This is a genomic window from Gemmiger formicilis (assembly GCF_900167555.1).
GTDB lineage: Bacteria > Bacillota > Clostridia > Oscillospirales > Ruminococcaceae > Gemmiger > Gemmiger formicilis.
The window spans coordinates 88,814-113,000 of the sequence record NZ_FUYF01000005.1 but is presented as its reverse complement, the minus strand read 5'-3'; the positions used below and the strand labels follow the sequence as shown (position 1 = coordinate 113,000).

Annotated in this window: 20 protein-coding genes; 7 read left to right on the top strand and 13 right to left on the bottom strand. The window is 59.4% G+C overall.

The window, feature by feature from the left end:
* Positions 1 to 2: 2 nt before the first annotated feature.
* The 8 genes from B5D32_RS06245 to B5D32_RS06210 all read right to left on the bottom strand — a co-directional run bounded on the left by B5D32_RS06245 (position 3) and on the right by B5D32_RS06210 (position 9,249).
* Positions 3 to 1,391 carry a hypothetical protein gene (locus B5D32_RS06245; protein ID WP_078784221.1) on the bottom strand — a complete coding sequence of 463 codons (1,389 nt, stop codon included), beginning with the start codon at positions 1,389 to 1,391 and terminating at the stop codon, positions 3 to 5.
* 15 nt (positions 1,392 to 1,406) lie between these two features.
* Positions 1,407 to 2,909 carry an MBOAT family O-acyltransferase gene (locus B5D32_RS06240; protein WP_078784220.1) on the bottom strand — a complete coding sequence of 501 codons (1,503 nt, stop codon included), beginning with the start codon at positions 2,907 to 2,909 and terminating at the stop codon, positions 1,407 to 1,409.
* 18 nt (positions 2,910 to 2,927) lie between these two features.
* On the bottom strand, positions 2,928 to 3,281 hold the full coding sequence (locus B5D32_RS06235) for a DUF2304 domain-containing protein (protein ID WP_078784219.1): 354 nt from the start codon (positions 3,279 to 3,281) through the stop codon (positions 2,928 to 2,930).
* Positions 3,278 to 3,997 (bottom strand): glycosyltransferase family 2 protein, encoded by a 720-nt coding sequence (locus B5D32_RS06230; RefSeq protein WP_078784218.1) that lies wholly within the window; start codon positions 3,995 to 3,997, stop codon positions 3,278 to 3,280. The genes B5D32_RS06235 and B5D32_RS06230 overlap by 4 nt, the downstream gene beginning before the upstream one ends.
* A gap of 374 nt (positions 3,998 to 4,371) precedes the next feature.
* The gene (locus tag B5D32_RS06225) at positions 4,372 to 5,589 is read right to left on the bottom strand and encodes a glycosyltransferase family 4 protein (protein WP_078784217.1); all 1,218 of its coding nucleotides are present in this window, start codon (positions 5,587 to 5,589) and stop codon (positions 4,372 to 4,374) included.
* Positions 5,590 to 5,610: 21 nt separating this feature from the next.
* Entirely contained in the window at positions 5,611 to 6,786 is a 1,176-nt protein-coding gene (wecB, locus tag B5D32_RS06220; protein WP_078784216.1) for a non-hydrolyzing UDP-N-acetylglucosamine 2-epimerase, read from the bottom strand.
* Between the two features lie 208 nt (positions 6,787 to 6,994).
* Positions 6,995 to 8,194, bottom strand: a complete 1,200-nt coding sequence (locus tag B5D32_RS06215; protein ID WP_078784215.1) for a capsular polysaccharide biosynthesis protein CapF — start codon at positions 8,192 to 8,194, stop codon at positions 6,995 to 6,997.
* Positions 8,191 to 9,249: a polysaccharide biosynthesis protein gene (locus B5D32_RS06210; RefSeq protein WP_078784214.1), complete on the bottom strand. Its 1,059-nt coding sequence runs from the start codon at positions 9,247 to 9,249 to the stop codon at positions 8,191 to 8,193. Before B5D32_RS06210 ends, B5D32_RS06215 begins: the two co-directional genes overlap by 4 nt.
* A 172-nt stretch (positions 9,250 to 9,421) precedes the next feature.
* On the opposite strand from B5D32_RS06210, the gene pepT reads away from it, so the two are divergent.
* On the top strand, positions 9,422 to 10,636 hold the full coding sequence (gene pepT / locus B5D32_RS06205) for a peptidase T (RefSeq protein WP_078784213.1): 1,215 nt from the start codon (positions 9,422 to 9,424) through the stop codon (positions 10,634 to 10,636).
* 334 nt (positions 10,637 to 10,970) lie between these two features.
* Here pepT and B5D32_RS06200 read toward each other — a convergent pair whose 3' ends face one another.
* From B5D32_RS06200 to B5D32_RS06190, 3 genes are all read right to left on the bottom strand, one after another.
* Positions 10,971 to 11,276, bottom strand: a complete 306-nt coding sequence (locus B5D32_RS06200) for an SdpI family protein (protein ID WP_338108538.1) — start codon at positions 11,274 to 11,276, stop codon at positions 10,971 to 10,973.
* A 201-nt stretch (positions 11,277 to 11,477) separates the two neighbouring features.
* On the bottom strand, positions 11,478 to 12,143 hold the full coding sequence (locus B5D32_RS06195) for an SdpI family protein (protein WP_078784211.1): 666 nt from the start codon (positions 12,141 to 12,143) through the stop codon (positions 11,478 to 11,480).
* The gene (locus tag B5D32_RS06190; protein WP_078784210.1) at positions 12,130 to 12,414 is read right to left on the bottom strand and encodes an autorepressor SdpR family transcription factor; all 285 of its coding nucleotides are present in this window, start codon (positions 12,412 to 12,414) and stop codon (positions 12,130 to 12,132) included. The genes B5D32_RS06195 and B5D32_RS06190 overlap by 14 nt, the downstream gene beginning before the upstream one ends.
* A 364-nt stretch (positions 12,415 to 12,778) precedes the next feature.
* Between B5D32_RS06190 and clpB the strand changes: the two genes are divergently transcribed.
* Complete coding sequence (clpB, locus tag B5D32_RS06185; protein WP_078784209.1) at positions 12,779 to 15,391, top strand: ATP-dependent chaperone ClpB; 2,613 nt, start codon at positions 12,779 to 12,781, stop codon at positions 15,389 to 15,391.
* 254 nt (positions 15,392 to 15,645) lie between these two features.
* Here the strand turns inward: clpB and B5D32_RS06180 are convergent, their stop codons facing one another.
* Positions 15,646 to 16,203 (bottom strand): manganese efflux pump MntP, encoded by a 558-nt coding sequence (locus B5D32_RS06180; protein ID WP_078784208.1) that lies wholly within the window; start codon positions 16,201 to 16,203, stop codon positions 15,646 to 15,648.
* 508 nt (positions 16,204 to 16,711) lie between these two features.
* On the opposite strand from B5D32_RS06180, the gene B5D32_RS06175 reads away from it, so the two are divergent.
* The 3 genes from B5D32_RS06175 (at position 16,712) to B5D32_RS06165 (ending at position 19,518) form a co-directional block, all read left to right on the top strand.
* On the top strand, positions 16,712 to 17,530 hold the full coding sequence (locus B5D32_RS06175; RefSeq protein ID WP_078784207.1) for a Cof-type HAD-IIB family hydrolase: 819 nt from the start codon (positions 16,712 to 16,714) through the stop codon (positions 17,528 to 17,530).
* Positions 17,531 to 17,533: 3 nt separating this feature from the next.
* Positions 17,534 to 18,493 carry a 3'-5' exonuclease gene (locus tag B5D32_RS06170; protein ID WP_078784206.1) on the top strand — a complete coding sequence of 320 codons (960 nt, stop codon included), beginning with the start codon at positions 17,534 to 17,536 and terminating at the stop codon, positions 18,491 to 18,493.
* 164 nt (positions 18,494 to 18,657) lie between these two features.
* A complete protein-coding gene (locus B5D32_RS06165; protein ID WP_159446994.1) occupies positions 18,658 to 19,518 on the top strand; it encodes a LysR family transcriptional regulator in 861 nt (286 codons plus the stop codon).
* Between the two features lie 213 nt (positions 19,519 to 19,731).
* Here the strand turns inward: B5D32_RS06165 and B5D32_RS06160 are convergent, their stop codons facing one another.
* The gene (locus B5D32_RS06160) at positions 19,732 to 20,571 is read right to left on the bottom strand and encodes a DegV family protein (protein WP_078784204.1); all 840 of its coding nucleotides are present in this window, start codon (positions 20,569 to 20,571) and stop codon (positions 19,732 to 19,734) included.
* Between the two features lie 199 nt (positions 20,572 to 20,770).
* Between B5D32_RS06160 and B5D32_RS06155 the strand changes: the two genes are divergently transcribed.
* Positions 20,771 to 21,781, top strand: coding sequence for a GDSL-type esterase/lipase family protein (locus B5D32_RS06155; RefSeq protein WP_078784203.1), 1,011 nt, complete (start codon positions 20,771 to 20,773; stop codon positions 21,779 to 21,781).
* 259 nt (positions 21,782 to 22,040) lie between these two features.
* The gene (gene glgB / locus B5D32_RS06150) at positions 22,041 to 24,140 is read left to right on the top strand and encodes a 1,4-alpha-glucan branching protein GlgB (RefSeq protein WP_078784202.1); all 2,100 of its coding nucleotides are present in this window, start codon (positions 22,041 to 22,043) and stop codon (positions 24,138 to 24,140) included.
* Positions 24,141 to 24,187 lie beyond the last annotated feature (47 nt).

Here is a 24,187-nt window from a genome sequence, read left to right as displayed (position 1 = left end):
AGTTATCCCTCCTGTTGGGTTACTTCACCGTCGGGGGTCTCGCCCTCGGCGGGCTGTGCGTTGGGGTCCTCCAGGCTGGTACGGGGGTGTACGTCCAGCGGATTGGCCAGTGTGCCGTTCTGCAGGTCGCTCAGGGCCTGGGGGATGCCGGGGAAGAACCGGGCAATGCCGGTGCCGCCGCAGTGCAGACCGTCAAAGAAGTCTGTCTCCTGCAAGCCTTCAATGCACGCGGGGTCGTAGCTGCCGTAAATCGGCACGTTGTTGTCGGCACAGTACTGCCGCAGCCAGTTTTCCACCTGGAAGAAGCCCTTGTGGTTCTCCGGCTCGGTCAGCAGGTAGCCGTACAGATACGGGTGCCACGGCGACAGCACAAGAATGACCGTTGTGCCCTGCGACTGGGCGTATCTGACGAAGGAGTCGAACGCCTGGATCTGAGTCTGGCTCAGCTCGTCAAAGCCCTCCATGTGTACGCTGTTAAAGCTCATACAGGCTTCGGCGGCCAGCGTGCGGATCTGGTCCTCGGTCTGATTGCGGAACGCTACATCGTACAAAACGCTGCCGTCGGACCGTTTGATCGACGTGGTCTGGTTGTAGGGGTCGCCCTCGACGGGGTTAAACTCTATCGTGTTGCCCTCGTCGTCGGTGACGGTGGCCTGCCCGCGGTTCTTTATGTAGTAGTCTACGTTGCCCTGGAAGTACGCCGGGTCGGCCAGCGCCTTCCACAGCTCGACCTTGTCAGGCTCCTCGTAATCGGTGGGCACGTTCAGGACCTTCGTCAGAAACTCGTTGTACAGGTCGGCGTCGGCGCGCGCGTCAAACGCGGCCTCGCTGCCGTAGAACACCCACGGGTCTATGCTCCACAAAAGAACCTTCGGGGCCTTGCCGTAGGTGACCATCTTGTAGTAGCTTGTCATGTTGTCGCGCACGTCCGCGCCGGTGACGCCCATGTTGAAGAAGCTCTCGACGCCGGTGTTCTCGCGGTTGAACTGCAGAACACGGCTCGAGCCGATGCCGATGGCCTCGGGCGTCTCGGGCACATCCTGTGCAAATAACTGTACCACCTCGCGCTCGTCCATCTGCTCGAAGTTTGTAACGTCGTAGCCTTGGAGCATCAAGTCGACGATGCGGCGGGGTGCCAGCGCGCCCTGGAACAGACCGCTGCGGTCCACATTGTAGCTGAACGCCACCATGAACACCAGCACCGGCACAAACAGCAGGAACTTGAACGCCGTCTTGATGCCGAAGTAGAGCCGCCGCGCCAGCCCGCGCAGGAACAGCACGAACGGGTTGACCTTCTTTCTGCGGCGGCGCTGCCGGGCGGGTGCGCTGCCGGGGGCACCGCGGTGGATCTTGACCGGCGGTGCGGGAATCGGGGTAGGGGATTTCGCCATGATACACCGCCTTTCTCAATACTGCTGGTAGATGAACGCCGACTGGCCGAAGGCGGCGAAGAACAGAATCGCTGCAGCCATGCCGTAGTAGAGCGTCCAACGCAGCGGCCAGACCTGCTGGCGGATCCAGCGGGCGACGCTGCGGCCCTTATGCTCCGCCGCAAAGACGACGAAGCAGCCAAACAGCAGCACGACGGGCAAACGGCCATCAATGCCGCTGCTGTAGATGAGATTCGACACCTGCGCCCACGACCCTGTCAGACCGTCCCAGCCCTGTAAAAGCGAGCCGTACACGGCAAACGGGTCGGTGTTGTAGATAGCCGACGCGAAGAACACGAGCGTCAGGCAGAACAGCGCATTGGTGAAAAGACACTGCCAGAATACCTTGAACCAGCCCATGCGGTAGAGCGGGTTATAGCGGTTGATTCTCTGCCGCGCCCTGGCGGTCATGACACCGAAGGCGGCCAGCAGACCCGTGAACAGGCCCCACGCCAGATACCGCCAGTCCGCACCGTGCCACAGGCCGGAGCAGACAAAGACGATGACGATGTTTAAGTAGTGCCGCCACGGGGCGCAGCGGCTGCCGCCGAGGCTGAAATAGACGTAGTCGCGGAACCAGCTCGTCATCGAGATGTGCCACCGCCGCCAGAAATCGTTGAAGGTCCGCGCCTCAAACGGGGACTGGAAATTCTCGATCAGGTCATAGCCCAGAATGCGCGCCGCGCCCAGGGCAATGTCGCAGCAGCCGGAAAAGTCCATGTACAGCTGCACGGCAAACAGCACCGTGGCAGCCACGAGGTTCGGGCCGCTCATGCTGCCGACATCGCCGTAGACCAGCGAGACATAGTGGCTCAGGTTGTCGGCAAGGACCATCTTTTTGGTGTAGCCCCACAGCATACGGAACGCGCCGCCCGCGCAGCGGCCATAGCTGAACCGGCGGCTTTTCTGGATCTGCGGGCGCATCTGGGGATAGCGCTCAATAGGCCCGTTGATGAGGGTGGGGAAGAAGCTGACAAACAGCGCGTAGTGCAGCAGGTTTGTCTCGACCCGGCAGCGGCGCTTGTAGACGTCGATGGTGTAGCTCATCGCCGCAAACGTGAAGTAGCTCAACCCCAGCGGGGCCAGCAGATTCTCCCGGTGGGAGAGGATGCTGCCGCCCACCGTGTCCGCCAGCAGGTTCCAGTATTTGTAGTAGACAAGGATACCGATGCCGAACCCCACCGACGCAGCCAGTGCCAGCACCCGCACGGGCTTGGCCCTGACCTTGCCGATGATCAGGCCGCACAGCCAGGTCAGCACCGTGGCGGCGGCGATCACCCAGACCAGCGGGCGGTTGACGGGGTCATAGCAGAAGAAGCCGTAGCTGGCGGCCAGCAGAAAGTAGGGCCGCAGCACACGGGGCAGGGCATAGTTGATGAGTGCCACTGCCGCAAAAAAGGCGAGGAACAACAGCGAGGTAATTGCCATGGTCTGATCCTCGCACAGGAAGGCGAGGACCTGCTCCCAAGTTATCGTCATGATTCCTATTCTCCGCAATTATTTCTTTTCTTCCAGGTCGCGCACGCGCTTTTCCAGCATAGCGTTGGCCTGGGTCAGCCGCTTGCACTTGTCGGCCAGCTGGCTGATGGCAATGCTCAGCGAGAGCAGTACCACCAGCACAAAGCAGAACATTAACAAAAACACCAGATTGACCGGCATCTCAATGTCCAACAGGTCGCGCAGCACGTAGACCACGTAGGGGAACGCCGCCGCAATGACCAGCCCGACGGCCAGCGCAAGCCAGAGCAGACTGTACTTGACGCTCATCAGCCCGCGCTTCAAAAACGCAAAGATGATGAGCAGCAGCACCACCGCGCCCAGAATCATAAACAGCTGTAATTGTGCGGTCATGCGCGGCCCCCCTTGCTTTTGCGGATGGACAGACGGTCAATGATGAGCGCCAGCGAGACCTTGATCATGTAGTAGACGCTCTTGAAGCTGTGGATGCTGGACACGCCGCCCTGCCGCTCCCGCATGATGACGGGGGCCTCGGCCACCTTGAAGCCCGCCAAAATCGCGGCCAGCGCGGCCTCTGGCTCCGGGTAGTCGATGGCGTAGTGCCGGGCAAAATAGGCGGTCATCCGCGCATTGGTCGCGCGGAAGCCGCTGGTCACGTCCAGCACCCTATGCCCGGACAGCAGGAAAATCAGCCCGCTCAAGAACCGGATGCCGACCCGGCGCATAAAGCTGGTCTGGAAGCCCTCTTTTTTGACAAAGCGGCTGCCGATGCACATATCGCATTCGCCGTCCAGCACGGGCTGCACGATCTCCATCAGGTAGGCGGGGTCGTGCTGACCGTCGCCGTCCATCTGCACGGCCACATCGTAGCCGTTGCGCACGGCGTACAGGTAGCCGCACTGCACGTTGCCGCCGATGCCCAGATTGACCGGCAGGTCCAGGAACGGGTAATGATGCCTGCGAAGCAGCTCGGCGCTGCTGTCGGTAGAGCAGTCGTTCACGACGAGAAAATCCACCTCCGGGCATTCTGCGCGCAGATTTTCCACCGTATTGACGATGTTATCCTCCTCATTGTAGCACGGGATGATAACAAGAACTTTTTTATCCAAAGGGGTGTACCTCTCAATTTGGGTAGTGTAGCATTTTGGAAACGGGGACGGCGCCCTTGGCCCCCTCTGGGAGGGTGACTCCCCACTGCGTGGGGAGATGTCGCGTAGCGACAGAGGGGCTCGGGCCCGAAGGGCTCCGCCCGCAGGCGGTGGGGGAGAGAACCTTGCGGTTATCCGAAACATTTCGGGCCGTGGCAAGGTTCTCTCCCTCCGGCCCTGCGGGGCCACCTCCCTCCCAGAGGGAGGCAGGGAGAAAACCGCAGAGCGATTTGCAAAAGGAAACGTAGGGGCGGATTCCATATCCGCCCGGGGAACCTGCCGCTGCTGCACACGGCTGCGGGCGAGCAATGCTCGCCCCTGCAACGCGGTTCCGCTCAAACGCCTTTGACCGTAAACTCCTCCAGCCGCTTCAGCAGCTCGGCACGGCGGTAGTGGGCGGTGTAATACGCCTTTGCCTTCGCGCCCAGTGCGGCCCGCTCGGCGTCGGCCATGCGGTACAGCGCCAGCATATTGTCCGCCAGCGCCTTTTGGTCGCAGGCCGGGCTGACAAGTCCGCCGCCGCTCTCCAGGACTGCCGCATAGCCCGCGCCGTTCATCGAGGCCAGCACCGGCTTGGCCGCGGCCATGTAGCTGGCCAGCTTGCCGGGAACGGTCAGTCCCAGATCGGGTGAGTCGGAAAGCGAGATCAGCAGCGCGTCGGCCAGCGCCGTAAACCGGGGCACATCAGCGGCGGGCACACTGCCGTAAAACGTCACGGCGTCCCCGGCGTGCAGGTCGGCAGCCTGTTTCTGCAAAGCCTCGCGGCTCATGCCGTCGCCGACCAGAAGAAGATGCAGGTGCTCCGCCCCGGCGGCGCGGGCGTCCAGCACGGCACGGATCACCATGTCCAGGCTTTGCGCCGGGGTGAACGTGCCGGTGAACACTATGTTGAACCGCCCCGCAAACTGTGCCTCCAGCGCCGCGTCATGCTGCGGCACGGCATAGAAATCCTCGCAGTACTGCGGAATGACCGCCACGTCCGCCGTGCTCTTGCCGGTGCGGGCGCACAGCCGCTCTTGCAGCGGCCCGCTCATGGCGATCAGCCGGTCACAGCGCCTGTACAGGCTGTCGCTGACCGACTGCGCGACCCAGCGCATAAACCTGTTTTTGACCGGCAGCACGCTGTACAGATTCTCCGGCCAGAGGTCAAGGACGTAATTCGTAAACGGTATATGGTGCTTTTTTGCATACCGGATGGCAGGCCAGCACATCAGCACGGGACTGGTGTTGAAGCAGAACACCGCATCGTACCCGCCGGGCAGACGCTTTAACGCCCCCGCCGCGTAGAGCGGCCAGCTGACGTAGTTCAAAAAAATCGTCTTGCCGGTGTTGCCCTTGCGGGGGATCTCCCGCGCACGGAACACCCGCGCACCCTTGTAGACTTCCTCAAACGGGCCGTCGGCGCTGTAGCCGTCGAACCATTCGCCCTTCGGGTAGTTGGGCAGACCGCAGAGCACGTCCACGGAGAGACCGTCCTGCACGAAGCCTTCGACAATATCGTTGATGCGGAAATTTTCCGGCCAGAAATGCTGGGTCACTACCAGTATGCGCATAATATATCGTGTTCCTGTCGCTTAGTATTTGCGCCACACCATCTTGTTGACAACACCGGTGTAGCTCTGGATGATCTTGACGACCTTGTCGGAGACATTCTCGTCCACGTAGTTGGGCACGGGCAGGCCGAGGTCGCCGTTACGGTTCATCTCCACAGCCACGTCCACGGCCTGCAGCAGGTGGTCGCCGTCGATGCCCGCCAGAATGAAGCAGGCCTTGTCCAGCGCCTCGGGGCGCTCGGTGGAGGTGCGGATGCAGACCGCCGGGAACGGATGGCCGACGCTCGTGAAGAAGCTGCTTTCCTCGGGCAGCGTGCCGGAGTCGGACACGACGCAGAAGGCGTTCATCTGCAGGCAGTTGTAGTCATGGAAGCCCAGAGGCTCATGCTGAATGACGCGCTTGTCGAGCTTAAAGCCGCTCTGCTCCAGACGCTTGCGGCTGCGCGGATGGCAGGAGTAGAGGATCGGCATATCGTACTTTTCCGCCATCTTGTTGATGGCGGTGAACAACGAGGTAAAGTTCTTCTCGGTGTCGATGTTCTCCTCGCGGTGGGCAGACAGCAGAATGTACTTGCCCTTCTCGAGACCCAGACGCTGGTGAATGTCGGACGCCTCGATTTTTTCCAGATTCTGGTGCAGCACCTCGGCCATCGGGGAGCCGGTCACGTAGGTACGCTCCTTCGGCAGGCCGGTGTCGGCCAGATAACGGCGGGCATGCTCGGAGTAGGCCATGTTCACATCGGAGATGATGTCCACGATGCGGCGGTTCGTCTCCTCGGGCAGGCACTCGTCCTTGCAGCGGTTGCCGGCCTCCATGTGGAAGATGGGGATGTGCAGCCGCTTCGCACCGATGACGGACAGGCAGCTGTTCGTGTCGCCCAGCACCAGCACGGCGTCGGGCTGGATGGCGGCCATGAGCTTGTAGCTCTCCGAGATGATGTTGCCCATCGTCTCGCCCAGATCCGCGCCGACGGCGTTCATATAGACCTCGGGGTCGGCCAGCTGCAGGTCGTGGAAGAACACGCCGTTCAGGTTGTAGTCGTAGTTCTGGCCGGTGTGGGCCAGGATAACATCAAAATATTTGCGGGTCTTGTTGATGACGGCGGCCAGGCGGATGATCTCCGGGCGGGTGCCGACGATGATGAGCAATTTCAGCTTGCCGTTGTTTTTAAAGGAAATGCTGCTGTAGTCAGACATACTTTTCTCCTTAGTAGCTACTATGTGCAGGGGATGTAGGGGCGAACATCGTTCGCCCGCAGAAACGTTACGACCGGGGCAAACTTCCGGGTCGATGACGAGCATCGACCCCTACATCGCAGGGGCGGATTCCATATCTGCCCGGGAACTTTGCCGCTGCCGCACACGGGCACGGGCGAGCACTGCTCGCCCCTACAATGCGCCCGTTTTACACCTTTTCAAAGAATGTATCCGGGTGGGCCGGGTCGAACTGCTCGTTCGCCCACATCAGGGTGACGAGGTTCTCGGTCTCGCTCAAATTGATGATGTTGTGGGTGTACCCCGGCAGCATGTGGATGGCCTGGGGCTTGTCGCCGGTCACCTCAAATTCCAGCACCTCGCCGCTGCCGACGCGGCGCTCCTGAATCAGACCGTGGCCCGAAACCACGATGAAAAACTCCCACTTCGTGTTGTGCCAGTGCTGACCCTTTGTGATGCCGGGCTTCGAGACGTTGACGCTGAACTGGCCGCAGCTCTCGGTTTTGAGCAGCTCGGTAAAGCTGCCGCGGGCGTCCTCATTCTTTTTCAGGTCAAAGATGACCTTCTCTTTGGGCAGATAGGACAGATACGTCGAGTACAGCTTTTTTGCAAAGCTGCCCGCCGGAATCTCCGGCAGTACGAGCGTTGCGGGCTGAGCCTTGAACCTTTCCAGCAGGTCCACAATTTCGCCCAGTGTGACTTTGTGGGTCACCGGCGCGGCACAGTAGCGCCCACTGTCATGGAAAACCGGCGTCAGACCGTCGTAATCGCAGCGGTGAGGCTTACCCTCCAGCGCGTCGAGCATTTCCTCCACCAGGTCGTCAATGTACAATAGCTCCAGCTCGGTGGCGCGGTCATTGACCGTGATGGGCAGGTCGTTGGCGGTGTTATTGCAGAAGGTCGCCACGGCGCTGTTGTAGTTGGGGCGGCACCACTTGCCGAACAGATTCGGGAAGCGGTAGACCAGCACCGGCGCGCCGGTCTCCTGCCCGTAGGTGAAGAACAGCTCCTCACCGGCCAGCTTGCTCTTTCCGTAGTCGCTCTCGCCGTAGCGGCCGATCAGCGTCGCCTGGATCGAGCTGGACAGCATGACCGGGCAGCGGTTGGCGTGAGATTTGAGCGTGTCCAGCAGGGTAGAGGCGAAGCCGAAGTTGCCCTGCATGAACTCGTCGTTATTTTTGGGACGGTTGACACCCGCTAAATTGAACACAAAATCGGCTTGTGCACAAAAGTGGTCCAGTTCTGCGGGGGGCGTGTCAAGGTCATACTCAAACACGTCCTCGATCTGCAAGGCGGGGCGGGTACGGTTCTTGCCGTCGCGGACAGCCTTCAGGTTCTCGCAGAGATTGCGCCCCACAAAGCCCTTAGCGCCGGTCACAAGGATTTTCATGCCTTTTCGGCCTCCATCTCTTTCAGGGCGTTCCGGACATAGTCGGTGGTCAAAATTTTCTTAACCGTGCCCTCCACGTCCAGACGGTGCGTGTTGTGGCTCGTGTAGGAGTCGTCGGCCATCGTGTGGACCTCACCCTTGACGACGAACTTGTCGTAGTTCAGGTCGCGGTTATCGGCGGCCACGCGGTAGTAACCGCCCATGTCCTCACTGCGCAGGCGCTCCTCGCGGGTCATCAGGGTCTCGAACAGCTTCTCGCCGTGGCGGGTGCCGATAATGTTCGTGCCGGTGTCGCCGAACAGCTGCTGCACGGCCTTGGCCAGGTCGCCGATGGTGGAGGCGTCGGACTTCTGGATGAACAAATCGCCCGGGTTTGCATGCTCAAACGCGAACATGACCAGGTCAACGGCCTCGTCCAGATTCATCAGGAAGCGGGTCATATTGGGGTCGGTGATCGTGATGGGGTTGCCGGCGCGGATCTGGTCAATGAACAGCGGAATGACGCTGCCGCGGCTGCACATGACGTTGCCGTAGCGGGTGCAGCAGATCGTCGTGCCGCCGCGCTCGGCGGCCACGCGGGCGTTGGCAAAGATGACGTGCTCCATCATCGCCTTGGAGATGCCCATGGCGTTGATGGGATAGGCGGCCTTGTCGGTGGACAGGCAGACGACGCGCTCCACGCCCGCGTCAATGGCGGCGTGCAGGACGTTGTCCGTGCCGATGATGTTCGTCTGCACGGCCTGCATCGGGAAGAACTCGCAGGAGGGCACCTGTTTCAGCGCTGCCGCGTGGAAGATGTAGTTGACGCCGGGCATGGCATCCCGGATGGACTGCGGGTTGCGCACGTCGCCGATGTAGAACTTGACCTTGCCGGCATACTGCGGGTGGTTGGCCTGCAGCTCATGGCGCATATCGTCCTGCTTTTTTTCATCGCGGGAGAAGATGCGGATCTCGCCAATGTCGGTGGACAGAAAATGCTTGAGCACTGTATGCCCGAAGCTGCCCGTGCCGCCGGTGATGAGAAGAGTCTTATCCTTAAAAATGCTGTCTGCCATAATATCCTCCTTATAATTAGCTGCGCAAAAGGCACAGTGATCCTTTATAATCTCATTCATTTTAGCACAAAAATCGCTGCTTGAAAAGGGCACAGGGTTGGAAATTGCTGTTTTTTGTGGTATAATGGCTAAGAAATCACAGCAAAATGCTTTTTACAAGGAGGACACGCCCATGCGCGCCTACGAATGTCTTTTAAAATATGTAAAGGTCCACACGACCTCTGACCCCAACAGCGGCACCCACCCCAGCACGCTGCGCCAGTTTGACCTGGCGAAGATCCTCGTTGAGGAGCTGAAGGAACTGGGCCTGGCCGATGCCCATGTGGACGAGCACTGCTATGTCTACGCCACGCTGCCCGCCACCCCGGGGCAGGAGAGCGCCGCGCCGCTGGGCCTTATCGCCCACATGGACACGGCGGACGACGCCAGCGGTGAGAACGTCCGGCCGCAGATCCACGAAAACTACGACGGCGAGGCTGTCACGCTGCCCGCCACCGGCGCGGTGCTGGACCCCAAGGTGTTCCCGTTCCTGCGCGAGATGAAGGGCCAGACCCTCATCACCACCGACGGCTCGACGCTGCTGGGCGCGGACGATAAGGCCGGTGTGGCCGAAATCATGACCGCGCTGGAGCGCATCATCGCCGAAAATCGCCCCCACGGCAAGCTCTGCATCGGCTTCACCCCCGATGAGGAGATCGGCGAGGGCGCGAGCCTGTTTGACGTCGAGGGCTTCGGCGCGGCCTATGCCTACACCGTTGACGGCGAGGACGTCGGCGAGATCAGCTATGAGAACTTCAATGCCGCCGCTGCCGTCGTGACCGTGCACGGCTTCAGCGTCCACCCCGGCAGCGCCAAGAACTCGATGATCAATGCGCAGAACGTGGCCATGGAGTTTCACGCCGCGCTGCCCGCCTTCTCCCGCCCCGAGCACACCGAGGGCCGTGAGGGCTTCTTCCACCTGACGAGTATGCAGGGTGACGTGACCACCGCGCACCTGGGCTACATCGTGCGCGACCACGATGCCGCCAAGTTTGCCGCCCGCAAGGCCCAGATGCAGCATATTGCCGCCTGCCTGAATGACCGCTACGGCGCGGGCACGGTGGAGCTGGACATCAAGGACAGCTATTATAATATGTTGGAGAAAATTCAGCCCCACTTCCATCTGGTCGAGAACGCCCGCAAGGCCATCCGCGCAGCGGGCCTTGCGCCCATCGAGACCCCGGTCCGCGGCGGCACCGACGGCGCGACCCTGAGCTATATGGGCCTGCCCTGCCCGAACCTCGGCACCGGCGGCTTTAACTTCCACGGCCCCTGCGAGTGCATCACCGCCGAGAAGATGGATCAGGGCGTCGAGATTTTGCTGAATCTGGTCGAGCTGTATAAATAAGGGCCCGGAGTTTATTGAAAAGGAATTGAATAAGACATAACAACAGCCCGTGCTTCCCAATCGAAGCACGGGCTGTTTGCTATTTGATTTTCTGCGAACCATAAAGCAGGATGTAGGGGCCGGGCATGCCCGGCCCGCAACCTGACGGCTGTGCCCCTTTTCTGGTTGGCTTTGTAGGGAGGGGTCTTGACCCCTCCGCGGCGGCCAGAGGTCTGGCCGCCCTACGGACTCTCGTTCATGTCGTTGGTAGGGGAGGGATTCATCCCTCCCGTGCACCTGCCCATAGCTGCAACATTCTCCGGGCAGCATCTATACCGCCCATGCAAACGGGGAGTTATTTACGCGTTCCGTCGTCATTAAAATGCTTTTTCAAGGCTTTCTCTGTCGGGTAAATTGATGCAACCATAATAAAACATTGAATTGCCACAAGAATCAGCCCTGCAATTCCAATCGTATTCTCATCACTATGGTATAACGGAATATGTATCAAAGCGGATGCTATAGTCGTTACCCATCCTACTTTCCACCAAAGTTTTCCGCAGTAGTCGTGGGCAAATTTCCAAGTGTCCATATTTTTCATGGAGCGAGTTGTCCTATACCCAACCAGACTATTTATATGCTTTGGGCAGTGTTTCCACATCATTCTTCCTACAATAACCATAACAATGGGAACTAGCATATCACATAGTAACATAAACCACCAAAACCACATAAAATTCACCTCCACTTTAAGCAGGCTGTAGGGGCCGCATATATGCGGCCCGCAACCTGACGGGAAACGCCCTTTTGCGGGAAAGCCGCGGGCCGGGCGTGCCCGGCCCCTACACGGCGTTTTTAGAAATCACTTCATCTTCCCCACATACACCAGATACGAATACAAATAAATCCACGCGCTGCCGCCAAGAACGGCGGCCAGCAGCACGATCAGCGTAGCAATGTCGCCCAGCAGGCCGCCCAGGAAGGCGAGCACCAACAGGACAATGCCCATAACGACAAAGGTGTACCCGCCCATGCGCTGGGTGCGCTGCCAGTTGTGCTCGTCGTTCAGCGCCCAAGGCGTGCGGCAGCCGAAGGTATAATTCTGCTTGATCTGCGGCATAAAATTGCCCAGGATGATGAACAATACGCCGATGCCGCCGCAGACCAGAATGCTGACGAGGTTGCTGCTGTCCGGCAGCTTGCCGAAGACGGCCAGCTCACTCAGCCAGCTGAACGCGGCCATCATCACGGTGAACAGCACTACGAACAGGTTCCATACCTTGCCGAACTTCTCAAAATTCTGGTGTTTGGGGTCGATTTTGCGGATGACCTCAAACAAAATCAACATCGCAAACGGCAGCGCGGCCAAAATCAAAACCGTGGATTTCGGCCCCCAGCCATTGACCTGCCCGTTGGCTCCCCAGTGGGTGGGCACAATGTCCGGCAGGGAGGGGTAGAAGTACAGGTGCGCGGCAAAATTCAGCACGCAGACCACGGTTAAAATCCAGAACAGTTTATTCTTTTTCATTGCTATCGTCTCCCTTTACAAGTCCGCAGTCATAAAACCACTTCATCAATTCCTGAAATACGGTCAGATTCACACTGTACACAATGTTCTGGCCGCGGCGCTCATCGGTAATAAGCGCCGCACTTTTTAAAATGTTCAGATGGTGGCTGACGGACGGCTTTGTCATATCAAAATGTGCGGCGATCTCCCCGGCGGTCAGATCGCCCTGTGCCAGCAGTTCTAAAATGCGCCGCCGCGTCGGGTCGGCCAGCGCCTTGAAAGCATCTCCCAAACAGAACAACTCCTTTCCTGATAAACAATTAGATAAACGTCTAACTGCCTATGCCTTTACTATACTCCTATGCACCTGCCGCTGTCAATAGATATTTTGAAAAATATCTAACTATCAGCTCCCCTCTGACTGCTTCTCCAACTTTTACCAATGATTTTTCCTGCAAATTCACAATTTGTTTGCAATTTTCCTATTGACATAGTATGTGAATGTGCTACAATATTAGCAATCTAGCGGATAGAGTGCTAAAGAAAAACGAACACACAGAATTTGCGAAAGCAGATTCTTGAGCTGCAAAATCCAAGCACTTTACATGCGAGACTGCCAGAACAATGCGCTATCTGCACTAAAGGAGGTACGCACTATGAACATCGAACAAATGACACAGAAAACCCGTGAGGCTTTGCAGGCTGCACAGCGCATCGCGGTGGAATATTCCAACAACGCGGTGGAGCAGGAGCATCTGCTGGCCGCCCTTGCCCAGCAGCAGGACGGGCTTATCCCGCAGCTGCTGCAGACCCTCGGCATTGACGCCAATGCCTTTGCCCAGGCGGCCTTGCAGAAGGTCGAGGCGCTGCCCCGCGTGACCGGCTCTGGCCGTGACCCGGAGAAAATTTACATCTCCAACGATCTGGACCGCGCCCTCAACGCCGCCGAGCAGCAGGCCAAGCAGATGAAGGATGAATACATCAGCGTAGAGCATGTATTCCTCGGTATTTTGCAGCGGCCCGGAAAGGCTGCCAGTGAAATCTTCAAGACTTTCGGCATCACAACCGAGAAATTTATGAAGCAGCTGAGTACGGTGCGTGGCAATCAGAGGGTAACGAGTGATAACCCGGAGGACACCTACAATGCCCTGAAAAAGTACGGTCAGGACCTTGTCGAGATGGCAAAGGCGCATAAACTTGACCCTGTGATTGGACGCGATACGGAAATTCGCAATGTCATCCGTATCCTGTCCCGCAAACGCAAGAACAACCCCGTGCTGATCGGTGAGGCCGGTGTCGGTAAGACCGCCATCGCCGAGGGGCTGGCGCAGCGGATCGAAAGCGGAGATGTGCCCGAAAACCTGAAGGATCATACCGTGTTCAGTCTGGACATGGGTGCGCTGGTCGCAGGTGCCAAATACCGCGGCGAGTTTGAGGAACGCTTGAAGAGCGTCCTCAACGAGGTCAAGAAGTCCGAGGGCAAGATCATCCTCTTCATCGATGAGCTGCACACCATTGTCGGCGCAGGCAAGACCGACGGTGCGATGGACGCGGGCAACCTGCTCAAGCCCATGCTGGCCCGCGGCGAGCTGCACTGCATCGGCGCGACCACGCTGGACGAGTACCGCGAGTATATCGAGAAGGACCCCGCGCTGGAGCGCCGTTTCCAGCCGGTCATGGTCAATGAACCGACTGTCGAGGACACCATCTCGATCCTGCGCGGTCTGAAGGAGCGCTACGAAGTCTACCACGGCGTCAAGATTCAGGACGCCGCCCTGATCGCTGCCGCGACGCTGTCGGACCGCTACATCACGGATCGCTTCCTGCCTGATAAGGCCATCGACCTCGTCGATGAGGCTTGCGCTATGGTCAAGACCGAGCTGGATTCGATGCCCGCCGAGTTGGACGAGATGAACCACCGCATCACCCAGCTGCAAATCGAGGAGGCCTCTTTAAAGAAAGAGACCGACGAGCTGTCCAAGCAGCGTTTGGCCACGCTGGAAAAGGAGATGGCCGAGCTGCGCGACAGCTTCAACAGCAAGAAGGCGCAGTGGGAGAACGAGAAGAACGCCGTGAACAAGGTGCAGAGCCTGCGCGCCGAGGTGGAATCCACCAAGGCCGAGATCGAAAAGGCGACCCGCACCGGCGACTACGCCAAGGCCGGTGAGCTGCAATACGGCAAGCTGCCCACCCTGCAAAAGCAGTTGGAGGAAGAAGAAAAGCTGGCCGAAGCCAAGAAAGAATCCAGTCTGCTTCGTGACCGCGTAACGGAAGAAGAAATTGCGAACATCGTCGCCCGCTGGACCGGCATCCCGGTCTCCAAGCTCGTCGAAGGCGAACGCGAGAAGCTGCTCCGCCTGCCGGACACGCTGCATCAGCGGGTCATCGGCCAGGACGAGGCCGTGCAGAAGGTCTCGGACGCTATCCTGCGCTCCCGCGCCGGCATCGCGAACCCGAACCGCCCCATCGGCAGCTTCCTGTTCCTCGGCCCCACGGGCGTCGGCAAGACCGAGCTGGCCAAGGCGCTGGCGCAGGCCCTGTTTGACGACGAGAAGAACATGGTCCGTATCGACATGACCGAGTATATGGAGAAATTCAGCGTCTCGCGTCTGATCGGTGCGCCTCCGGGATACGTCGGCTATGAGGAGGGCGGCCAGCTGACCGAGGCCGTGCGCCGCCACCCCTACAGCGTTGTGCTGTTCGATGAGGTCGAAAAGGCCCACCCGGACGTGTTCAACATCCTGCTGCAGGTGCTGGACGATGGCCGCATTACCGACAGCCAGGGCCGCACGGTGGACTTCAAGAACACCGTCATCATCCTGACGTCGAACCTGGGCTCCGACCTGATTCTGGAGGATCTGGAAAAGAGCCGCGCCAACGGCAGCAACGAGCTGTCCGACGAGGCCAGAAACGCCATTGACCAGCTGCTCAAGCGCCAGTTCCGCCCCGAGTTCCTGAACCGTCTGGACGACATTGTCTACTACAAGAGCCTGACCAAGACCGAAATCGGCTCCATCGTTGACCTGATGCTGGCCGACCTGCGCAAACGTCTGGAGGACAAACAGCTGAAACTGGTGGTCACCGACGCGGCCAAGAACGCCATCATCGACGGCGGCTATGACCCGATCTACGGTGCCCGCCCCTTGAAGCGGTACATCCAGTCCCATGTGGAAACGATGATCGCGAAGGAGATCATCGGCGGCGCCCACACGGCAGGGGACACCCTGACCGTGGATGCGGATGGGAACGGGCAGCTGGTGCTGCGCTGAACCCTATAATAATAAATGACGCTCCGGGCGGTATGGAAAATGTTCCATACCGCCCGGAGCGTTTTTGCTTGTCTTGCAGCGTTGCAGGGACCGCACATCTGCGACCCGTTAGCTTCCGGCAGCCCAGGCGCTTCCGGGGCGATGACGAGCATCGCCCCCACGCCGTAGGGGCGGATTCCATATCCGCCCGCTCATCCGGGCGTTTGCGGGTAAGCCGCGGGCCGGGCATGCCCGGCCCCTACAGGTACACCAAATTACAGCACACCCAGCCCCGCCAGCAGCGTCTTGACACCGATCAGGATCAGCACAATGCCGCCGATGCGCTCGGCGGGGGCGCGGTACTTGTCGCCGAACATGGCACCGACCTTGACGCCGATGGCGGACAGCAGGCAGGTGATAACGCCGATCAGCCCGGCAGCGGGCAGAATGTTCACCTGCATGGCTGCAAAGCTGACGCCGACGGCAAACGCATCAATGCTGGTGGCAATGGCCAGCGGCAGCATGGCTTTGGCGGAGTAGTCGTCGTCCAGCTGCTCGTCGCCGCCAAAACTCTCCTTGATCATGTTCGCACCGATGAGCGCCAGCAGCACAAACGCGATCCACGGGCCGAACTTCGTCAGCAGCGCGGCAAACCGGTCACCGAGAAAATAGCCCAGTGCAGGCATCAAAAACTGAAACCCGCCGAACCAGACGCCGCAGATCATAGCGTGCTGCAGACTTACCTTGCGGACGGACAGCCCCTTGCAGATCGAGACGGCGAATGCGTCCATCGAGAGGCTGACGGCAATCAGGATCAGGTCGAATAAAGTCATGATTTTCTCCTCCGTTTTGGCAGGGTGCAGACAATAAAAAAGACCTATCCACCCGTGAAAACGGGCAGATAAGTCTCGTCGTTTAAAGTAAAGCCAGAGCAAACGCTCATTGTGTTGGCAGAACTGCGCGGCGGCTGCTCCACCGCTGCGCTGACTACTCCCTTATTGTTTCGGATAGTGTAGCATAGGTGAGAATGCTTGTCAATACGTTAGAAATGGCTAATCTTAAACAAAGGGCTTCCCCCGCGGGGGAAGCTGTCAGTGGCTCCGACCACTGACTGATGAGGGCCGACCCTGCCATGGTATCCCACCAACGGGTAAAAATGGCAAACATACCCCTCATCCGGCCCTGCGGGACCAGTTTCAGTCTACGCGCTAAGAGCCGCCTACGGCGGTTGCGCTCCGACACGCGCCTGCGGGCGCAGCCCCGCAGGGGTAGGCAAGATGCTTGCATAATCCCCAATTTTAGAGTACAATATACACAAATCTGCATTCCGGGGGAATAACCATGCAATATAAAGTTTTGGCGCTGGACCTTGACGGCACCCTGACTAACACCGAAAAAGTCATCACACCGCGCACAAAGGCGGCATTGCAGGAGGCGGCCCGCCGCGGTGTCTGCATCGTGCTGGTCAGCGGACGGCCCACCGTCGGCATTGAGCCGCTGGCCAGGGAACTCGAGCTCGAAAAGTACGGCGGCTGTATTTTGAGTTACAACGGCGGCAAGATCATCGACTGCCGGACCGGACAGACGCTGGTGCAGCATGCCTTCCCGGCAGACCTGATCGAGCCGGTCTGCACGTTCAGCCGCTATTGGAACGTCGTGCCGCTGACCTACGACAAAAACGGCATCGTGACCGAGGTTCCCGACGCCCCCTACGTGCTGGAGGAAGCCCGCATCAACAAGATCCCCGTGCGCAAGGTGGAAAACCTGCCCGCCGAGGTGACCTACCCCATCAACAAGCTGCTGCTGACCGGCGACCCCGCCGACATGCCGCACGTTGAGGAGCTGATGCAACAGGAGTTTGCGGGCAAGCTGTCCATCTGCCGCAGCGCACCTTTCTTTATTGAAACAATGCCCCTCGGCGTCGGCAAGGATACCTCGCTGGAAATTCTGCTGCGCGCCAAGGGCCTGACCTCCGCCAACCTGATGGCCTGCGGTGACGGCTGGAACGACCTGCCGATGATACGCCTGGCCGGTATGGGCGTGGCTATGGGCAACGCCCAGCCGCCGGTCAAGGCCGCGGCCAACTACCTGACCGCCGATAACGACCACGACGGCGTGGGCCTGGCGGTGGAGAAGTTTATTTTGAATGAGGAGACCTGACCTGTGAATCTGATCGTTTTCGATTTGGAATGGAACATCGGCTACCAGCCGAAAACCTTCCTCTATCACGGCACAGAGCTGACGCTGCGCGGTGAAATCATTCAGATCGGCGCGGCCCGCATCAATGACCGCGGCGACGTGCTGGATACGTTTGAGGTCAACCTCAAGCCGCACATTTTCCGCAAATTGCAGCATCATATCGCCAAGGTCACGGGTCTGTCCCAGGGCGACCTGGACGCGGGCCTGCCGATGAAGGAGGGTCTGCAGAAATTTCTTGACTGGGCGGGCGACGATGCCGAGCTGGCCGAGTGGGGCCTGGACGACGTGCCGGTTTTAAAGCAAAACCTGTTCCTCGTCGGGCTGGATGAAAACTGGCCGAACCGCTGGTACGACCTGCAGCGCATCTTCCTGCAGGCTTACCCCCGCAAGGAGGGAGAGGGCCTGACCCTGGAAAGCGTTGTGGACCGCCTGGGCATCCCCAAGGAAGAACCGTTCCACAACGCACTGGACGACGCGCTCTATACGGCCAGGGTCTGCCGCAAGCTGCCGCTGGCCGAGGGCCTCGCGACCTATCCGACGGAGGAGGAACTGCTGACCGAGGCGCTGCTCGGTGCCGAGAACACGGGCCGCGACGTGCAGTTGTTCATGAACCGCATGGAACACGACGACTACCGCAGCGTGCCCGAGCTGTATCAGGCCGGCTGCCCTGAGTGCGGCGCGCCGCTGCAAAACGACGAGGTCTGGCTCAAGCGCGGCAACACGGGCTACTTTACCAGAGCAGCCTGCCCCTACTGCGGACACTGGTATCTGCGCTTTAAGCTGAGCCGCCGCGACGGCCTGCATTGGAGCTTTGCCCGCTGCATCGACCCGGCTACCCCGGAGTACGATGCCAAATGGGACAAGCAGAAGGCGGCTCTGCTTGAGCGCATGAAGCGCAAGCAGGAGCGGAATATAAAAGAGTGATGAACCCCAAGCTCCGGCTCTGCGGGACACCTCCCTCGTAACCGGGGGAGGCTTTTTTAATTTCCGTCCTCCTGCTCTTGACAAATCCGGCGTTCTGTCTTATGATTGATGAAAACGTAACACAATTTTTACAAAATTGCAAATATGGCAATAAGAGGTACAAGATGGATACAGAACGCTGGCAGATCTTATTAAAGGCAATCGACCACGGCAGCCTGCGTGCGGCGGCGGAGGAGATGGGGTTTACGGTCTCCGGCATCAGCCGCAGCGTGGCAACGCTGGAAAAGGAGCTGGGCTTTGCGCTGCTGCACCGCGCCAAAAGCGGCGTGCAGCCCACCGCGGAATGCCGCCAGCTGCTGCCGTCGGTGCGTGAGCTGCTGTTTGCGCAGGAGCGGCTGGAACAGACCGCAGCCAAGGTGCGCGGCGCAGACTGCGGCACCATTGTCATCGGTACGGCGTATAACTGCTACTATGAGTGGGTCACCCGGATGATGGCGGCGTTCCGCACACGGCACCCCGGCGTGGTCATCAAGATCGTCAACGGCACCAGCAGCGAGCTGGCCGAGATGCTGCTGGATCACCGCACGGATTTCTGCCTCATCAGCCACCGTGACTCGCTGCCGGTCTGGCTGCCCATCCGCCAGGACGAGCTGATGGTCCTGCTGCCCAAAAACCACCCGCTGGCGGACCGCGAGTCCTTCCCGGTGGAAAGCCTGAAGACCGAGCCGTTCATCGACAGCTACCCGGGCATGGAGACCGACATCACCCTGATTTTTGACAAGCTGAAGGCCCGCCCCGACGCACGCTATTCCACGATGGACATCACGGCGACCTATGCCATGGTGTCGGCGGGCTTGGGCATCAGCGTAAACAACGCCATCAACCACCAGGGCGGCTATCCCGGCGTCGTGGAGCGCCCGATGAATCCCCACCAGATGATGGAGATCGGTCTCGCCTGCGGCGAGAACCTCGCCCCCGCCGCCCAGGCGTTCCTGGATTTCGTGAAGGAGCGGCTGCCGGAATAAGAATGCCTTCCCCCGCGGGCGGGGGAAGGTGGCCGAGGCCCCGCCCGAGGGGGGGTGAGGGGGCGGGTCTATGTTATATCGCGCCAACGGATGATGGCCGTACACCTGCCCCTCATCAGTCAGCGGTCAGGGCCGCTGACAGCTTCCCCCAAGGGGGAAGCCAACAAAACAAAAACCGCCGTGCAAATCCATGCACGGCGGTATATTTTTTCCTTAATACGTGATAATGATGCCCTGATCCTGCGCGTAGAAGCTGCACAGGCCGGAGCAGGGCACGATTTTCACCGGAGCGCCGGGCCACTTGGCCTCAATGCCGTGATGCAAAAGCTGGGCGGCGTTCTGATTGCCGCACTCGCTGATGAGTACCGGATGGACACCATCGTATTTGTCCTCGTCCATCTGCTCCAGAATCCTTGCCAGCACGCGGGTCTCGCCGCGGGTCTTGAAGTAAAAGTCGATCTTGCCGTCCGACGTGCGGCGGCCCAGAACGCGCATGTTCAGGCGGCCTGCGATAAAACCAACTACCCTGTTGACACGGCCGTTCTTGGCCAGATTGTCAAAGCTCGCCAGTGCAAACAGGATGTGGGTGCTATCGGCAAACTTTTTCAGCGCAAAGCAGATGTCGTCAAATGTCTGATCCTCGCCGATCAGCTTGTTGGCCAGCTCGGCGGCACCGGCCAGCGCACCGGAGCAGCTCAGCGTGTCCAGCACAAAAATTTTCTTCTCGGGGTGCTCCTCCAGCACCATCTCGCGCGCGGCCATGGCGGCATTGTAGCTGCCGGACAGGTTGCTGCTGATGGTGAAGGCAAACACGTTGTCCGCCTGCAAAAAATATTCGGCCCATTCTTCGGGGCTGGGGCAGGCGGTGGTGCTGGCACCGTTGTAGTCGGTCATGGCCTGCAGCATCTGCTGGGTGTTCAGCGTGGCAAGGTCAACATACTCGCGTTCACCAACGCGGATTTTAAACGGTACAAGGGCAAACTGCACGCCCGGTGCCGGGTTTTCCAGCTCGCGGATCTCGCAGGAGCTGTCGGATACGATCATCCATGCCATGGGGCAGGACCTCCGTTCTGTGATGATTGATCACGTCTATTCTTACTCTTATTATAGGGGTACAGGGGAAAAGCGTCAAGCTAATTTTTGCAAACGTCCCTTTTTCGGTCTGTAAAATTTGCTGTGGCCACTTGTACCCGGTGCGGTTCCGGCGTATAATAGCTATACATGCTTGATTGCGTAAAGAATAGGAGCTTTTATGGCTGATTTTTATACCTACCGCAATGAGGTCGCAGGCAGGCGCCGCAAGCGCAGACTGTTCCTGATCCTCATCGTTGTTTTAGTGGTGCTCTGCATCGGCGTGGGCTACTTCTGGTTCACGCGGCAGAGTGCCCCGGCTCAGACTTCCCCGGCGGAATCCGCTACGCCGGAGCAGGCCGCATCCGCCGCTGTGCCCACCGAGGCCCCCTCGGCAGCCCCGACAGACATTGCCGAGCCGCAGCGCATCCTGCCGGGCGTCGATACCGCCGCGTGGGACAAGTCCGAGGCTGTCGCGGCCACGATCGACACCGAGTACCGCAACACCGATCACCGCATGGTGGCCGTCCCGATGCTGGGCACCGTGACGAACGACTATTTCAACACCGTCACCTTCGCGGGCGACAGCATCGCGTCGGGCCTTGGCATCTACGATACGGGCTACCACAATGCCCACTACGCCACCTACGTCAGCGCGGGCGTGCAGACCTTTGTCAACAATGTCAGCGTCAAGAACGCCGTCACCGGTGCGAACGAGACCCCGATGGAAACCATTGCCGCCAGCCAGCCGGATTATCTCTATATCCTTGTCGGCACGAACAACCTCGTCGTGCAGGGCAGTGAGGACAGCTTTATCGCCTACTACGAGCGCCTCATTGATATGCTGCGTGAGCAGCTGAACCCCGGCGTGACGATTTATATCCAGTCCATCCCCGGCGTACAGGAGGATGTGGTCGCCTCCAAGCCCGGTCTGGACAACACCCGCATTGCCACGGTCAACGACCTGCTGGCCAACATGGCGCTGCGCAAGGGCTGCTACTATATCAACATCCGCGAGGCCCTGACCAACCCCGCCGACGGCAGCCAGATCGACGACTACGCCACGAAGGACGGCGTCCACTTCAATGCCGCGGGCTACCATGCCTGGGCCGAATACCTGGCCACCCACACGGTCTGGAACCGCCGCAGCGTCTACAGCGGCGAGAACCCGTACTACATCTACGGAACCTGAAAATAATTTCCGAATTGCACAAATCCCCTGCAAAGTGTAAAAAGAACCTTGCAGGGGACTTTTTTTGTACATTTGTCCGAAAAAACGCTCGATTTATGTCGAACTTGTACAAAACGAATGGGTAACATACGAAAATTTTAGCAGAATATTACACAAAAGACCTTGCATTTCCCGTAAGAAACAGGTAATATAGAGACAGAGATTATATAGAGTCGGTGTACTGTATCCACTACAGCACCGCTCAAAAGGGGAGATTACGTTGAAACAGCGCAAAGAAACGCCCAAAAGCTCCGATCTGCCCATTTATCTGTTCAAGCAGGGCAACAATCAGGAGGCCTATCGCTACTTCGGTGCGCATCTGTGCGAGGAAAACGGCGAGGCCGGCGCGGTGTTCCGTGTCTGGGCACCGCACGCCAAGGCCGTTTCCATTGTGGGTGACTTCAACAGCTGGACGCCCGGCGAGCACCCCATGGAAAAGGTGACGGACGGTATCTGGGAGCGCTTCGTTCCCGGCATCAAACAATTTGATGTCTACAAATACTGCATCACCACCCCGGCGGATGAGCTGGTCTACAAGGCCGACCCGTATGCCTTCCATACCGAGACCCGCCCGTCCAACGGCAGCAAGGTCTATGATATTGAGGGCTACACCTGGGGGGATGCCGACTGGGTCAGGGACGAGGAAAAGCGGGATGTCATCAACAGCCCGATGTCCATTTACGAGCTGCAGGCCGGCAGCTGGAAGATGAAGGACCCCGATAACGGCGTGCCCTACAACTATGCCGAGCTGGCCGACGAGCTGATCCCGTACATAAAGGAGATGGGCTACACCCACGTGGAGCTGCTGCCCATCACCGAGTATCCCTTCGACGGCAGCTGGGGCTATCAGGTCACGGGCTATTTTGCCCCGACAAGCCGCTACGGCACGCCGAAGGACTTCATGGCCTTCGTCGACAAGCTGCATCAGGCGGGCATCGGCGTCATTCTGGACTGGGTCCCGGCCCACTTCCCGAAGGATGGCTACGGCCTGTACATGTTCGACGGCGCCCCCTGCTATGAGGACCCCAACCCCCGCCGCGGTGAGCACAAGGAATGGGGCACGATGGTCTTTAACTACGGCATGAAGGAGGTCGAGAGCTTCCTGATCTCCAGCGCCATGTTCTGGGTGGACCGATATCATGTGGACGGTTTGCGCGTCGATGCTGTCGCCAGTATGCTCTACCTCGACTACAACCGCAAGGACGGCGAGTGGGAGCAGAACGTCAACGGCGGCAAGGAAAATCTCGAGGCCATCGCCTTCCTGCAGAAGCTGAACACGGCTATCCTGGGCCGCTATCCGCATAAAATGATGATCGCCGAGGAATCCACCGCCTGGCCGCTGGTCACAAAGCCCGCGTCCGACGGGGGCTTGGGCTTCAATTTCAAGTGGAACATGGGCTGGATGAACGACATGCTCAGCTACATGAAAACCGACCCGCTCTTCCGCGCCGGCAACCACGGCAAGGTCACGTTCAGCTTCTTCTATGCGTTCAGTGAGAACTTCGTGCTGCCCATCAGCCACGACGAGGTCGTCCACGGCAAGTGCAGCCTGCTGAACAAGATGCCCGGCGACTATGAGGAAAAATTCTCGAATCTGCGCACCTTCTTCGGCTATATGATGGCCCACCCCGGCAAAAAGCTGCTCTTTATGGGCCAGGACTTCGGCCAGTTTATCGAGTGGGACGAGAAGAAGCCGCTCGACTGGATGCTGCTCGGCTACGATAAGCACCGTGAGCTGCAAAGCTACGTCAGGGATCTGAACCACTTCTACCGTGACACGCCCGCCCTGTGGCAGGTCGATTACAGCTGGGAGGGCTTCCAGTGGATCGTGCCCGACGACAGCAAGCAGAGCGTCATCGCGTTCCTGCGCCGCGACGCTGCGGGCAAGATGGTGCTTGTCGTCTGCAACTTCAACCCGGTGCTGCGCAAGGAGTACCAGATGGGCGTGCCGAACCCCGGCAGCTACAAGGAGATCCTCAACTCCGACGATAAGAAGTACGGCGGCTCCGGCGTGACCAACGGCACGGTCAAGGCGAAAAAGGGCCCGATGCACGGCTTCGACCAGCATATTTCGCTGACGCTACCGCCGCTGTCCACCCTCTACCTGAGCGTGCCCGCTGCCCGCAAGCCGCGCGCCGCCAAGGCGGAGGACAAGGCAGCGGACAAGGCAGTGGACAAGGCAGTGGAAAAGCCCGCCAAGCCCGCCGCCAAAAAGACGGCAAAAACCACTGCCAAGACTGCGGCCCCTGCCGCAGACGCCGGGTCCGAGGCGGCTCCCAAGCGCCGCGGACGTCCGCCCAAGGCCAAAACGACGGTGTAAGCCGTCTTTGGATATATGTTAAAAACGGCATTCTGCCGAAATTTTAA

Bases quoted from the DNA above. Each gene is read 5' to 3' on its own strand.
- B5D32_RS06180 (WP_078784208.1), bottom strand. From the start codon at position 16,203: ATGACTTTATTCGACCTGATCCTGATTGCCGTCAGCCTCTCGATGGAC.
- B5D32_RS06175 (WP_078784207.1), top strand. From the start codon at position 16,712: ATGCAATATAAAGTTTTGGCGCTGGACCTTGACGGCACCCTGACTAAC.
- B5D32_RS06225 (WP_078784217.1), bottom strand. From the start codon at position 5,589: ATGCGCATACTGGTAGTGACCCAGCATTTCTGGCCGGAAAATTTCCGC.
- B5D32_RS06165 (WP_159446994.1), top strand. From the start codon at position 18,658: ATGGATACAGAACGCTGGCAGATCTTATTAAAGGCAATCGACCACGGC.
- B5D32_RS06215 (WP_078784215.1), bottom strand. From the start codon at position 8,194: ATGAAAATCCTTGTGACCGGCGCTAAGGGCTTTGTGGGGCGCAATCTC.
- B5D32_RS06155 (WP_078784203.1), top strand. From the start codon at position 20,771: ATGGCTGATTTTTATACCTACCGCAATGAGGTCGCAGGCAGGCGCCGC.
- B5D32_RS06210 (WP_078784214.1), bottom strand. From the start codon at position 9,249: ATGGCAGACAGCATTTTTAAGGATAAGACTCTTCTCATCACCGGCGGC.
- B5D32_RS06240 (WP_078784220.1), bottom strand. From the start codon at position 2,909: ATGACGATAACTTGGGAGCAGGTCCTCGCCTTCCTGTGCGAGGATCAG.
- B5D32_RS06160 (WP_078784204.1), bottom strand. From the start codon at position 20,571: ATGGCATGGATGATCGTATCCGACAGCTCCTGCGAGATCCGCGAGCTG.
- wecB (WP_078784216.1), bottom strand. From the start codon at position 6,786: ATGTCTGACTACAGCAGCATTTCCTTTAAAAACAACGGCAAGCTGAAA.
- B5D32_RS06245 (WP_078784221.1), bottom strand. From the start codon at position 1,391: ATGGCGAAATCCCCTACCCCGATTCCCGCACCGCCGGTCAAGATCCAC.
- B5D32_RS06195 (WP_078784211.1), bottom strand. From the start codon at position 12,143: ATGAAAAAGAATAAACTGTTCTGGATTTTAACCGTGGTCTGCGTGCTG.
- pepT (WP_078784213.1), top strand. From the start codon at position 9,422: ATGCGCGCCTACGAATGTCTTTTAAAATATGTAAAGGTCCACACGACC.
- clpB (WP_078784209.1), top strand. From the start codon at position 12,779: ATGAACATCGAACAAATGACACAGAAAACCCGTGAGGCTTTGCAGGCT.
- B5D32_RS06200 (WP_338108538.1), bottom strand. From the start codon at position 11,276: ATGTGGAAACACTGCCCAAAGCATATAAATAGTCTGGTTGGGTATAGG.
- B5D32_RS06235 (WP_078784219.1), bottom strand. From the start codon at position 3,281: ATGACCGCACAATTACAGCTGTTTATGATTCTGGGCGCGGTGGTGCTG.